The following is a 12,548-nucleotide window of genomic DNA, read 5'->3' as shown; positions in this document are numbered from 1 at the left end:
CCAGCGAAACAACTACGACATCCGAAGGACGGGAAAGAAATGGTCTTGGTTTCCGGAGGATACGAGCAAAACGGAGAATTGTTCTACGAGTCCATGGGATTTTTCTTACACGGACAAGGAAACGATAGTTCCGAAGATAGCTATAATCCGTTCTACTTCAAACCCGACCGCGGAAATCTCCAAGACATTTCTTCCTATTATATCGATAAGTACGAAGTTACAAATCAAGAATATTCAAAATTCTTAAAGGAAACGAATACCCCTCCTCCTCCTCATTGGCCGAACGGAACGATTCCTTCCGGAAAGGAACATCATCCGGTAAACGGCTTGACTTTCAGGGAAGCGGAATCTTATGCACGTTGGTCCGGAAAACGTCTTCCCACTGAAATGGAATGGGAAAAGGCCGCAAGAGGAACAGGAATCACTTGGATGATCAATCGGGACGAGTCTTATTCTTTTTATCCGAATCCTCTCGAATATCCTTTCGGAAACGACTTTGACCCGGTTCTTTGCAACACCGTTGAAAGTAAAAGAATGGATACGATCGGCGTTTACGATCTCGCAAAAAAATCGGCGAGTCCTTACGGCGTGATCGGGATGTGCGGGAACGTAGCGGAATGGACGAGTTCGGATTATCTTCCTTACAAAGGTCATTCGCTTAAAAGAAACGCATTCGGAAAAATGCACAAGGTGATTCGCGGAGGCTCTTTCGCATCCACGAAAGAAGAATCAACCGCGTATCACAGATCCTTCGGAGGAATTCCGAATTTAAAAACCGACCGAAGAGCGGGAATCCGTTTGGTCTGGGACCTTCCGGGAAGATAAGATCAAGTCACTCTCGCTCTTCTCAAAAGTTTATCCAACAAGGAAGGAGACAATCGGCTGATCCAAAAAGCGAACAATTCTCTAAATTGCGAAGGATAACAATCTCTTCTTCCCGACTCGATCGCTTTTAAAATCCGATGTGCGACAACTTCCGTGGAAAGTCCGTTCTTAATTCCTTCGTCCATGATTCCGTAAGCGGAACCGTCCGAAGACAAGGCCTTCACAGAGATATCGGTTTTCACATAGCCTGGAGAAACCGTCATAACGTGCATTCCGCTGTCGAAAGTCTCAAGTCGAACGCTGTCCATAAACGCCTGCACCGCGTGTTTACTCGCGGCGTAACCGGAACGGTACTGAGTGGCGAATCTTCCTTGTAGAGAAGATACCGCCACAAAATGACCTTGGTTCTGTCTCAGTTCAGCTTCACAGAGTCTAAAAAGATTTACGAGCGGATAAAAGTTAACATCCATTAGACTTTCATAAACTTTCATTTCGGTTTCTCTCGCAAGCGCCCTCATACTAATACCGGCGCTGTGAATGATTCCGTCGATTCGCCGGACTTTCTTTCTAAAATCTTCCGTAATTTTTTTGAGCTGAGAAGAATCGGAAACGTCGCCCGGAAGCGGGATGATTTTATCCGGATAAGCGGACTCGTTTTTCAATTCTTTTAAAAGCTCTTTTCTTCGAGCAAGAGCCCCAACGATCGCTCCTTTCTTATTGAGTTCCAAGACGAGCGCCTTTCCAATTCCGGAACTGGCGCCGGTAACCATAAACGATTTCTCTAAAAAAAACGATGTCATAATTAAGCCGGACTGAGCATAACAATAAAGGCAAAAAAAGCAATTGAAAATAAGAGTAAAAAATTCTTTAGAGAATCGAGTGTTCTAAAAAAATGAACCTATAAGAATTCGGCGAATCCTTTTAGCAAAGGATTCGTTCGTTTTAGACGAGGTTTGGATGAATATGTTACAGGAAATCAAAGATAGAATCCGTTTTAGAAACACCGATTTTCAGAGAAATTATGAAAGCCGATACTACTGGTTTCCGGAAGAATCTCCACCTTTTTGCATCATAGAAGTGAACCAGTATGATCCCTATCACGATATGACTCTTTATCTGGAAGTGGATCTGACTACGATGAAAATCATAAAATCCGGAGTGGAAGAAAAAAGGGTTCCTTACGAAACCTGTCCGGTCGCGATCCGAAATTACGACTACTTGGTCGGCGAAGAAATGTCTTACTCGAAACTTATGAGCCGTTTTCCCGCGGACAAAACCTTGGGTTGTCTTCATATCAACGAGCTAATTCAAAACGCTGCGATGAACTTTCATTCGGCTTACGCTTTTTATCTGAAGGAAAGAAACTTTCCGGCACAATTCGACGAATATAAAATGTATGAGGGAGAACTTCCGGCCCGGGAAAGAAGAGAGATCGGACGTCATTGGTGGATGAAAGACAGAGGTGTTAAGAATTCCTGTTATTCTTTTTCTTCCCGTCACGAAAAACCGGAACTCAAAGATCAGGTGAAACATCTTGACAGCATCACCGCAATGATGGTAAAAGAATTCAAGAAGTCGAGAAGAGATGGATCTTAAAAAGGAATGTCCCGTATGTCACATGTCTTCCGAAGTGGTGTATGTCCACGGACACGGTCAATGCAGTCTTTGTAAAACGAACATCGAACCTTGTTGTTCGGGAGATTGCAGCGAAGATTTTTTACTTCCCGAATGGAATCAAACCGCCCGCTTAGCTCAGGGGTAGAGCATTTCCCTCGTAATGAAAAGGTCGCCGGTTCAATTCCGGCAGCGGGCTATTTCTAAAACTCTTGCCCTATTGTTTCCCGTCCTCACTCTGTCCCTCGGATGTCGCAATTTATTTTAATTCCAGTTTGTCTTTTTGCCGGTTGGCTACTCAAACGCGGGAGAATTCTACCCGAAAACTCGGCGCAGGTTTTAGGAAGTTTTGTGATTTATGTTTCCCTTCCTTCGCTCATCTTAGCGAACGTTCCATCGATGCTTTTCGAATTTTCGTTTGTTTATTTGGCATTGATGCCTTGGCTGGTGTTCGGGTTTTCAGTAATTCTTTTTTCCATTGCAGGTAAATTCTTCGTTTGGAATCGGGAAACCAAGATCGCAGTAACTCTCTGCTGCGGACTGGGAAATACCTCCTTCGTCGGACTTCCGATTCTACGAATGATTTACGGCGAAGAAGTTACAAACGCCGTCCTGATAGCGGACCAACTCGGAACTTTTCTTTGTCTGGCGATTCCCGGTTTTCTATTAGCGGTTGGTAATCTACCTGAAAATGAAAATAAAAAGGATCAAAAACTCTTCGAATCCATTTTAAGAAAGCTATTTCGTTTCCCTCCGTTTCTTGCTTTACTTTTTTCGTTTTCCCTAAGACTTTTCACAATCCCGGAAGAGATCCATTCCGTGTTTAAGATTTTGGGAGAAACATTGGTACCAATTGCCCTATTTACGGTCGGTTTTCAATTGCAGCTTCCTGACAAAGATTTCAGAGAAAAAGAATCCGAACCCTCCTTCGGAAGCGCGCTTGCAATAGGACTGATTTATAAATTGCTTTTTGCGCCGTTGATTATATTCCTTTGCTATACCTTTCTGAAGGTAAATCCGGAGCATATCAAGGTTGCTGTTTTAGAAGCTGGAATGGCGCCGATGATCACCGCGTCGATCGTTTCTCTTCAGATGGGATTTAGGCCTTCCCTTTCGGCGGCATTCCCCGGGATCGGACTTTTATTTTCTGTTCCGACGTTATTTCTATTCTATACTCTTTTGGAGAATTTTTTCTGACCGATTTTTCTGAATTACTGATCGACCTTTTTTCTGCGGTTAAAACGGGAAAGAATGAAGAAATCACAAGACTCCTTTCCGAAATGGAAGGGGAAGAAATTCTAACCGATTGGTTGAAAGACTATAGGGACAACTACGGGTCGGGGGTTCTTTCTTGGGCGGTAAAGAATTTGGATTTGGAGGCGATCGAACTTCTTTTGGGAGCCGGCGCCGATCCGGATGAAACCAATTCTCGCGGAGAAACTCCTTTGCTGACTTCCTTGGATCTCGGAAACGAAGATTTGATAAGAACGTTTTTAGAAGCCGGGGCGAATTGCGGTAAGAAGGATTTTGCCGGGAACACGGCGCTTACAAAAGCCGTCAGCACGGGGAACGTGGAAATCGTAGAATCCGTTTACGAAAACGAAGATCCACGTCCGGACCTGGAAGAAAGAAACGGCGAAGGATACACTCCTCTTCTTCTCGCAGTCGATCTGGGACATCTTTCTATTGTAGAATATCTTTTGGATCAAGACGCAGATTTTTTAAAGAAGAACTCGGAAGGAAGAACCGTTCTTCATCTTACTTCTCTTCACAACGACTTTGAAATATTGGATTTATTTTTGGAAAAAGAAGAAAGTAAATCTATTTTAGAAAATCGTGATGCCGACGGAAACACCGCACTTTTATTAGCCTCTTCTCACGATAGCGTAGAATGTCTGGAAAGACTTCTTACGATCGGAGCCGATCCTTTGAAAATCAACACTTCCGGCAAAACCGGGTTGGAAGAAGCTGAAAGACAAAAGTATCATCACACGGCGAAAATTCTTAAGAAGGTTCTTGTAGAAAAGTTGTTCGAGGCTGCAAAATCCGGCGAGGAAGATCTTTGTGAAACGATTCTCAAACTTGAAATTTCCCCGAACTCGATCAATTTGGATGGAAACACCGCTCTTCATATCGCCGTCATTCATGAACAGATCGGCATCATCCGGCTTCTATTCAACGAAAACGCATCTCCTTTCTTAAAAAATTTGGATGGAAAATCGGCGTTGGATCTGGCGAAAGAATCGGAAAACCAAGAAATAATTCAGATTTTAGAACCGGAACCGGAAAAAGAATAAACTTACTTTTCGTTTTCAAAATCGAACCTCTAAAGAATAAAATTCGATTTGTTCCGACAAAACATCCAATTTAAAAATTCTATCTCAAATTTTCTTGAAGTTCGTTTGAGATAGAATTTCGAATATCCCTTTTATTTCGAGAATTTCGGAAATGGAAAATTAAGGTTTTCTAATTCTTTTTCAAAAATCTAAAACTCAAAACTTTCCGATCAACAAATCCAAAAGTTCCGAAGCGTCTTCGGAAACGATCAACGCTTCTTTCGTCGTCGCATCCATAAATCCGTCCTTCACCATTCGATCCAGTTGTTTGAGAAGATGGTCGAAATATCCGTCCGTATTCAAAAGACCGAGAGGTTTGGCGATAAGTTTGAGTTGGTTCCAAGTGGTTATTTCGACGAGTTCGTCTAACGTGCCGATTCCGCCGGGAAGCGCGATAAAACCGGCGGATTTTTCATACATTCTAAACTTTCTTTCGTGCATGGAAGAAACGATCATAAGATCTTTAACACGATCGTGTTTAATCTCTTTGAGCGTAAGAAAGTCGGGAATAATTCCGGAAACGGATCCGCCATTGTCCATAACCGCGTCCGCGATCGTTCCCATAATTCCGCAAGAAGCGCCTCCGTAGACAAGATCCAAATTCTTTTCTACGAGCAAAGCCCCTAAATCCTGCGCCACTTTTGTATAGATGGGATTATTGCCGTTTCGAGAACCGCAAAAAACACAAACTGCTGACTTGGTAAAATTCATAATCTCTCTTTTTTAGTTCTATTCAATAAGACTTTTAAGAATTCAAATTCCCTTTTTTTATTTTTCTTCCGCGCGCATTGGACGGAATCGGATGAATCCAAACTTCAATCGAAGGGAATTCCGACTTTAACCTTACTTCCACGGAATCGGTAATTTTTTTGATTTTATGAAGAGTCAAATTTCCCGGCATCAAAAGATGAAATTCTAAAATATGCAATTCCCCCAAGGAACGCGTTCTCAATTTTTGAAACCCCAAAACTTGAGGTTGAAAATCCAGAAGGATCCGAACGATCGAAGAATGATAAAAATGCGATACATCCTTATCCATCAGGATGTCCACGCTCGAACGAAAAATCTGCGCGCTGCTCCAAATCACATAAAGAGCGATCAACGATCCAACGATAAAATCGATCTGGACCGTTCCCGTAATTCTGACGACGCATAGGGAAAGAATCACGGCGCTGTTGCTCAAAATATCGGAAGAATAATGAAGGCTGTCCGCAGAGATCACGAGAGAACCCGTTTTTTTAAGAACGTATCGCTGATAGATTACAAGAAACACGGTAAGTACTAAAGAAAAAACCATCGCGAGAATCCCGGGAAGATCCTGTATTTCTTTCGGAGGCTCAAAAAAAGAATGAATCGCTTTGTAAAAGATTAAGGAACCGGAGAGAAAGATAAATAAACTTTGAAGAAGGCCGGCGATCGCTTCCGCTTTTCCATGACCGTATCTATGGTCTTCGTCCGCGGGCTTAAAAGCGACAAGGATCGCGAATAGGTTGATAAGCGAAGTCAGAAAGTCAAGACCGCTATCCGTTGCGGATGCCCAGACCGCGATGGAATCGGTCCACCAACCGGCTCCCGATTTAAAAATGAGCAGAATTCCCGAAATCAGAAGCGCAAGAATCGAGGCCCTCTTTTTCAGAATCAGATTTTTCACTTTGAGTTTTTCGTTCTCGGCTTCCGTCTCTAAGTTCATTTCATTTCTTTATTTTCTAAAGAGAGAATCCTGTAATGTTTTTCTTTTTCCGCTTTTAGGAAAAAAATGTTTGAATTTCGAATTCTATCGTCTTATTTAAATCTCACTCTTAAAATTATATGAAGAAACAAATTCAAAAGTTAGTTCCCCTACTTTTTTTAATTCTAGTCGTGTTCCTTTCCTCCGAAGTTTTTTCCCAGAGTAAAACTCCGCAGCCAAACCCGGATCAACTCGAAAGAGAAGCGGATGAACTCGAAGCCAAAGCCGGAAAAGTGCAAGATCCGGTAACAAGGCAAAGGCTGATTTTGGATATCCAAAGAAAGAGAACCGAAGCGGCCGAGCTGAGAAATGCTCTCCATGAACAGGAGCTGAACAAAACTCCGAAAGGCGCCACTTTTGAGATCGGAGTTCTTTTTAACCAAGCTACTTGGGTTCCCGAATCTTTAGCAAGAAGACAAAACGTCTCTACAAACGAAACCAATACGTTTCTTTACACTTCAGGCGCATATCGGAGTATCAATTCCGTTGCGGCAACCGGCGGATTCGACGCTCACCTGATCAACAATACGGGAAGTTTTTATTCCAGCCCTCAAGGAAATACGAAAACGGCATATCCCATCCGCTTTTTATTTTTAACCGAATCCAAAAAATTCGGCGTAGAAGCCACGTTCTTGGATTTTAGAATCAATCCGTCTTATTCTTCCATCAACGTAAATCCGACGCCTGGAAATTTGAATCAATCTTACAGTTCTTACGGCCCTCAACTTAGGAGGACGGATATCCAACTGAATCTTCTCTACTTTTTTGAAACCGGATCCGGAACCAGAATCGGACCTTCCTTAGGGATTCGAAATCTGGATACTTACTCTAAAGAATACGGAAATCTTCCGGGGGGTTTAGGCTTTGGAAACATGGAGGAAAAAGCCGGAGGGATCGGACCTCAGATCGGATTTCGAATCGTAAAAAAGCTGAATTCTTACTTTCAATTTCATGCAAGTGCGGACTACTTCAAAACATTGGGAAAATATCATCTGAAGACCAATGGAACGACAAACTACAATGGGGTTCAGAATTTTTTGGTTACGGAGACGGCCGGTTCCGCCGGGGAAAATCTTGTGAAAAGAACCGGGTATCAACTCGATACCGGACTTTCTTTCTCCAGAACAAGCTGGTTAAAGTTTACCTTCGGCTTTCAATATACGGAAATGAGATCCTCCGTCTCGGGATATAACTACAACGCTTCCCTTTTGATTCCCGATGCGATCAGCGCGACCGCTCTGAATACGATCACCAAACCGGCCGATTTGACTTCGACAAGACCTGCCTTAGAGAAGGAAGTCGTAGATTCTTATTATGGATTTTATTTGGGAGTTTCTCTGATCTTATAGAAGATGAGAGGATCCAATATTTTTAAAAAGAAGGAATTTTCAGTGCAGGGAGGTCGGAACTCCGAACTGCACTGAATTCAAATTCTAAAAAGAATCCGGATTTATTTCACGGAAACGGGAGCCAATTTTAGCCAACCCGCTTTCTCGATAAGAGCGAACGCTCCAAAAAGAACGGTGGTGTAAAAAAGATCTCCCAACAAACCGTTTGGAAAGAACGGAATTGCAAGAATATAACACTGAACAAACCCGTTAAGATCCAGCGTATACATTCCCGAAGTCAACCAAACGAAAAAGTTCGTTACCGCAAAGAACGCAACCGATCCGATAACGGAAGAAAATGCGATTCTACCGACGGACGAAGAAGTTCTCAACTGCCATCCCATGACGACTAACAAAAGAGACGTCCCGTAAACAACCGGCATAAGATCGTGAAAACCGATGATCGCATCACTGATCAAAAGCGCGAGAATGGGAAGAATCAGAGAAAGTTTTTTGGAAGCAAAATGAGCTCCTGCAAAAAGAGAGATCGCGAGAATCGGCGTAAAATTCGCCGGATGCGGAAAATAGCGACTTGCAACCGCGATCAGGATAAGAGAAAGAACAATAAGACTTTTTGAACGTATCATAGGGCGCCTAGAAAGTATTTTTTGTTACTATACTCGTTTTTTGCGGCTCCCGTCAATCCAATCCCGATCGAAAACCTCCCGAAAAGGAGTGCGATTTACAATCCTTTCGAAAAAATGGGACCATTCACCTTCCGTCATTTTAGGGGACAATATGACAACCAAATCGCTTAACGAAGAAATCAGCAAACTAAGGGACGTCACCGCCACACTTCGAGGCGAAAACGGATGCCCTTGGGATAAGGAACAAGACCATCAAACCTTGGTGCCTTATCTGATCGAAGAATCCCAGGAAGTAATCGAAGCGATTCTCAAAAAAGACGATGAGCTTTTAAAGGAAGAATTGGGAGACCTTTTATTTCAGGTGGTATTCCACGCAAGACTCGCGGAAGAAAGAAATGCCTTTGATTTAGCGGACGTCGCAGAACGTGTTGCGGATAAGTTAATTTTCAGACATCCGCATGTCTTTCGCCCGGAAGAACTCACACTTTCTTCTTCTCAAGAAGTGATTGAAAATTGGGAAAAAATCAAAGATAAAGAAAAGAAGAAACCAAGTTACTCGTCTATTTTTTCTAACATACCGGAAAATTTCTCCTCTCTCCTAAAAGCAGAGAAATATCAAAAGAAGGCCGCGAAGGTCGGATTTGACTGGAAAGATATTTCAGATGTGGAAGGGAAAGTCAGAGAGGAAATGGAAGAGTTCTTAGTCGAGTACGGACATACAAAAGCGGACGGATCCAATCAGGTTCGGATCGAAGAAGAATTCGGAGATCTCCTATTCAGTCTCGTCAACTTAGGAAGACATCTTGGAATCTCCGCCGAATCGGCTCTTACAAGAACGAACGCAAAGTTCAAAACTAGATTCCAATACATCGAAAATGAACTGCAGAATCAAGGCAAGACGCCTGCGGATTCCGATCTTCAAGAAATGGACAAACTCTGGGACAAGGCCAAAGAATTAGAATCATGAACGAAAGGAGTTCATTCGAAAAACGGATTGAAAAGACGAAGGAGCTCATCTCCTTCTTAAACGAATCATTCCCGCTCCAACCGGAATCGGACTCGGAAGAATGGCCGCGCGCTTATCAAACATTCTTTCATGAAAAAAAATATTCGGTCGTCTTTTCCATATTCGGTTCCTTTACTTTGATACCTTCGACCGCAAAACACGCTTCGACAACTTCTCCGATCTATTATCTCAGTTTGGATACGAACCCTTCGAACTCGCTCGCTTGGACAAAACCTGACGGAGAATTTATAGAAAACTCTCAACAAATCATAGATGAATTGATTCGATCCGTTCAAACGTATGAAGAAGGAATTTCGGAAATCAATTCGAGAGAGAATCGTATTTGAAAGTTTTGGTTTTAGATTCCGGAGCCACGGTTAGAAAAATTATATCTTCTTTTTTTCCATCGGAAGATTTTCAGATCGTGGAGGCAGCGACCGCAAAGGAAGGATTGGATCTAGCGTTCCAAGAAACCTTCGATCTTATCACGATCGGAATGGTTCTTCCGGATGCGGACGGTTTTACGGTTTGCAAAATCATTAGAACAAGTCTTCGGGATAAAAAACCGAGCGCATGCAAGAATTCTAAAATATATTTGATCACATCCGGCGACATCGAATCCAATCGGAACAAAGCGAAAGAATACGGTTTCGACGGAATTTTTCCGAAACCTTCCGGAATCGAAGAATTCAAAGTTGTCATCGAAGAGATCATCGAACTTGCGTACGGTCAAGCGAATACAAATCATCCAGAACACGATAGAAACAAAAAAATCGTCATCGTGGATGATTCCGAATTGAATCTACTTCTGCTCGGAAAAATTCTCAAAAAGAACGGCTTTCAGGTGCATGCGTTTACGGAAGGGAAAAAAGCCCTAGAATTTCTTCTATCGGCGAACGCTGAAGTATCACATATCTTTACCGATTGGATTATGCCCGATCTTTCCGGAGAAGAATTTGTAGAGGCAGTGCGAAAACAGAATCATTTTGATTCTATTCCCATCGCCGTAATTACCGGCTTGGAAGAAAATGAAGGGATCAATATTTCCGAACTTCCGAAAAACGTTCAGATTCTTCATAAACCCTATTCCGAAAGAAACATCTTAGAATATATTCAAAAAAACTAATTCGTTGCAGGAAACTGAATTTCTCGAATTACGTCGGGATGACAGTCCGATCTGAACTCTCCCGAAAAAGATTTTAAACCGGAAAACCATTGTCCGTTCTCGTAAAGAAGATCGTTCCAATACAAAAAGAGCGTGGCGTCGCCGAATTGATTGTTAAACGAAATCTGCTGAATCTCACCCGTTTCCATAGGTTCTTTTAAAAACGATTCTCCCGAAAAAGAAAACATCTGAATCTGATACGGTTCGGCGCGATAGGGAGTTCCCTCCTTTCTCGGATTCGAGGCCTTTAACTTCCAGGTAACGATCTTGATTTTGGAAACTTCTTCCAATTTAAGCGCCTTGGAATAAGTGATATTGCTTTTTTTGTGTTTGAACTTGAATTCGATCGGTGCGCTTTTCCAATAACCTTCGACTTCTCTTCCGTCGCAGAAGATTACTTTGATTTTTTTTTCACCTTTCTCATCCACTCCGGTTCCGATTGGTTTTCCATTTTCACCTCTCGAGTTGCGGGAATCTCCATTGATCGTCGGTTCGGAAGGTAAGATCGGTTCTTTCGGATTTTTTTGAGGAAGGAGCGAAAAAGAAAAGAGAAAGAAAATCAAAACTCCCAACCCTTTCACTCCGCGAAATTCTTTTGATTTTCGAAGAAGGCTTTTGAGTTTCATATTCTTGATAAGAATCCCCGACCAAATCCGGTCGGAGACTCCAATTCAAATCAAATTAAAGTTTTTTCTGGATCGCTTCCATGAACTGGAAAGTATCCAAGGACTTTGCATTTGGATCGGTGCAGAGAAGAGTAAGATCCTTTGTCATCTCTCCGCCTTGAATCGTATCGATTACCGCTTTTTCCAGTTTTTGTCCGAAAGCCACTACATCCGGAGTTCCGTCCAATTCCCCTCTTTTGATAAGAGCTCCGGTCCAAGCAAAAATGGAGGCGACGGAATTTGTAGAAGTGGTTTCCCCTTGTTGGTATTTACGATAGTGTCTGGTCACAGTTCCGTGAGCCGCTTCGTATTCGAATTTTCCGTCCGGAGAAACCAACACGGAAGTCATCAAACCCAAGGATCCAAAACCGGAAGCAACCATGTCGCTCATAACGTCTCCGTCGTAGTTCATCAGAGCCCAGAGCATTCCACCTTCGTTTTTCATGATCTGCGCAACCGCATCGTCGATGAGATAATAAGAATATTCAATGCCGGCTTTTTTGAGATCGCCTTCTTTTGCCTTTGCGAGTTCGTCAAAAATCGCGCGGAATCTTGCGTGATATTTTTTAGAAATGGTATCTTTTGTCGCGAACCAAAGATCGATCTTTTCGGAGATCGCGTAGTTAAAACAAGCCTGAGCAAAACTTAGAATCGACTTATCCAAGTTAAACTGTCCCATGATCACACCGGCTCCGTCGAAGTCGTGGATCACAGCTCTTTGTTTTTCCTTTCCGTCTTTTCCGGTATAAACTAATTCCACTTTTCCGGCTTCCGGAATATAGAGTTCGGTATCCTTATAAAGATCTCCGAAAGCGTGACGACCTACCGTGATCGGCTTTTTCCAAGAACGAACCGCCGGGGGAATATTGTTTACGATGATCGGCTTACGGAAAACGGTTCCGTCCAGAATAGAACGAATCGTTCCATTCGGAGATTTCCATTCTTGTTTGAGATTGTATTCTTTGACACGGTCTTGGTTCGGAGTAATGGTAGCGCACTTAACTCCGACTCCGTATTTTTGAATCGCGTGAGCGGAATCCACGGTGACCTTGTCTTCCGTTTTATCCCTGTATTCCACGCCTAAGTCATAATAGTCCAGTTCGATATCGAGATAAGGATGAATGAATCTATCCTTGATTTCTTTCCAGATGATCCGAGTCATCTCGTCCCCGTCCAGTTCTACGAGCGGGGTTTTTACCTTGATCTTTGCCATTGAATTCTCCTTTAAAATTT

15 protein-coding genes and 1 tRNA gene are annotated in these 12,548 nt (G+C 42.7%); 10 read left to right on the top strand and 6 right to left on the bottom strand.

Annotated features, from left to right (window positions below; translation table 11 throughout):
* Positions 1-825: formylglycine-generating enzyme family protein (locus CH376_RS17715; protein WP_165783638.1), on the top strand; the 825-nt coding region annotated here is incomplete at its 5' end.
* A gap of 2 nt (positions 826-827) precedes the next feature.
* Here CH376_RS17715 and CH376_RS17710 read toward each other — a convergent pair.
* Positions 828-1,628 (bottom strand): SDR family NAD(P)-dependent oxidoreductase, encoded by an 801-nt coding sequence (locus CH376_RS17710; protein WP_100788280.1) that lies wholly within the window; start codon positions 1,626-1,628, stop codon positions 828-830.
* A gap of 154 nt (positions 1,629-1,782) precedes the next feature.
* On the opposite strand from CH376_RS17710, the gene CH376_RS17705 reads away from it, so the two are divergent.
* The 5 genes from CH376_RS17705 to CH376_RS17690 all read left to right on the top strand — a co-directional run bounded on the left by CH376_RS17705 (position 1,783) and on the right by CH376_RS17690 (position 4,736).
* Positions 1,783-2,421, top strand: coding sequence for a DUF2889 domain-containing protein (locus CH376_RS17705; protein ID WP_100788279.1), 639 nt, complete (start codon positions 1,783-1,785; stop codon positions 2,419-2,421).
* Positions 2,411-2,587, top strand: coding sequence for a hypothetical protein (locus CH376_RS24310; RefSeq protein ID WP_165783636.1), 177 nt, complete (start codon positions 2,411-2,413; stop codon positions 2,585-2,587). The genes CH376_RS17705 and CH376_RS24310 overlap by 11 nt, the downstream gene beginning before the upstream one ends.
* A tRNA-Thr gene (locus CH376_RS17700) sits at positions 2,567-2,638 on the top strand. The genes CH376_RS24310 and CH376_RS17700 overlap by 21 nt, the downstream gene beginning before the upstream one ends.
* 50 nt (positions 2,639-2,688) lie before the next feature.
* The gene (locus CH376_RS17695) at positions 2,689-3,636 is read left to right on the top strand and encodes an AEC family transporter (protein WP_100788278.1); all 948 of its coding nucleotides are present in this window, start codon (positions 2,689-2,691) and stop codon (positions 3,634-3,636) included.
* 83 nt (positions 3,637-3,719) lie between these two features.
* Complete coding sequence (locus CH376_RS17690) at positions 3,720-4,736, top strand: ankyrin repeat domain-containing protein (protein WP_100788277.1); 1,017 nt, start codon at positions 3,720-3,722, stop codon at positions 4,734-4,736.
* Positions 4,737-4,931: 195 nt separating this feature from the next.
* Here CH376_RS17690 and CH376_RS17685 read toward each other — a convergent pair whose 3' ends face one another.
* Both CH376_RS17685 and CH376_RS17680 read right to left on the bottom strand, forming a co-directional pair.
* Complete coding sequence (locus CH376_RS17685) at positions 4,932-5,486, bottom strand: LOG family protein (protein ID WP_100788276.1); 555 nt, start codon at positions 5,484-5,486, stop codon at positions 4,932-4,934.
* Positions 5,487-5,520: 34 nt separating this feature from the next.
* Positions 5,521-6,465 (bottom strand): cation diffusion facilitator family transporter, encoded by a 945-nt coding sequence (locus tag CH376_RS17680; RefSeq protein ID WP_100788275.1) that lies wholly within the window; start codon positions 6,463-6,465, stop codon positions 5,521-5,523.
* 119 nt (positions 6,466-6,584) lie between these two features.
* On the opposite strand from CH376_RS17680, the gene CH376_RS17675 reads away from it, so the two are divergent.
* Positions 6,585-7,853 (top strand): LA_2444/LA_4059 family outer membrane protein, encoded by a 1,269-nt coding sequence (locus tag CH376_RS17675; protein ID WP_100788274.1) that lies wholly within the window; start codon positions 6,585-6,587, stop codon positions 7,851-7,853.
* Positions 7,854-7,954: 101 nt separating this feature from the next.
* Here CH376_RS17675 and CH376_RS17670 read toward each other — a convergent pair whose 3' ends face one another.
* Complete coding sequence (locus CH376_RS17670) at positions 7,955-8,479, bottom strand: DUF6580 family putative transport protein (RefSeq protein WP_100788273.1); 525 nt, start codon at positions 8,477-8,479, stop codon at positions 7,955-7,957.
* 151 nt (positions 8,480-8,630) lie between these two features.
* Here CH376_RS17670 and mazG point away from each other — a divergent pair, with 151 nt between their 5' ends.
* The 3 genes from mazG to CH376_RS17655 are packed head-to-tail and all read left to right on the top strand — an operon-like array spanning position 8,631 to position 10,611.
* Positions 8,631-9,446, top strand: a complete 816-nt coding sequence (mazG, locus tag CH376_RS17665; RefSeq protein WP_100788284.1) for a nucleoside triphosphate pyrophosphohydrolase — start codon at positions 8,631-8,633, stop codon at positions 9,444-9,446.
* Positions 9,443-9,832: an LIC_13241 domain-containing protein gene (locus CH376_RS17660; protein WP_100788272.1), complete on the top strand. Its 390-nt coding sequence runs from the start codon at positions 9,443-9,445 to the stop codon at positions 9,830-9,832. Before mazG ends, CH376_RS17660 begins: the two co-directional genes overlap by 4 nt.
* On the top strand, positions 9,829-10,611 hold the full coding sequence (locus CH376_RS17655; protein ID WP_100788271.1) for a response regulator: 783 nt from the start codon (positions 9,829-9,831) through the stop codon (positions 10,609-10,611). The genes CH376_RS17660 and CH376_RS17655 overlap by 4 nt, the downstream gene beginning before the upstream one ends.
* Here CH376_RS17655 and CH376_RS17650 read toward each other — a convergent pair.
* On the bottom strand, positions 10,608-11,276 hold the full coding sequence (locus CH376_RS17650; protein WP_100788270.1) for a hypothetical protein: 669 nt from the start codon (positions 11,274-11,276) through the stop codon (positions 10,608-10,610). The two genes, CH376_RS17655 and CH376_RS17650, sit on opposite strands and share 4 nt — an antisense overlap.
* 55 nt (positions 11,277-11,331) lie before the next feature.
* Complete coding sequence (locus tag CH376_RS17645; RefSeq protein WP_100788269.1) at positions 11,332-12,528, bottom strand: NADP-dependent isocitrate dehydrogenase; 1,197 nt, start codon at positions 12,526-12,528, stop codon at positions 11,332-11,334.
* Positions 12,529-12,548 lie beyond the last annotated feature (20 nt).

Origin of the sequence: Leptospira adleri (genome assembly GCF_002811985.1) — a bacterium.
Taxonomy (GTDB): Bacteria; Spirochaetota; Leptospiria; order Leptospirales; family Leptospiraceae; genus Leptospira; species Leptospira adleri.
This window is presented reverse-complemented; position numbering and strand designations above follow the sequence as displayed.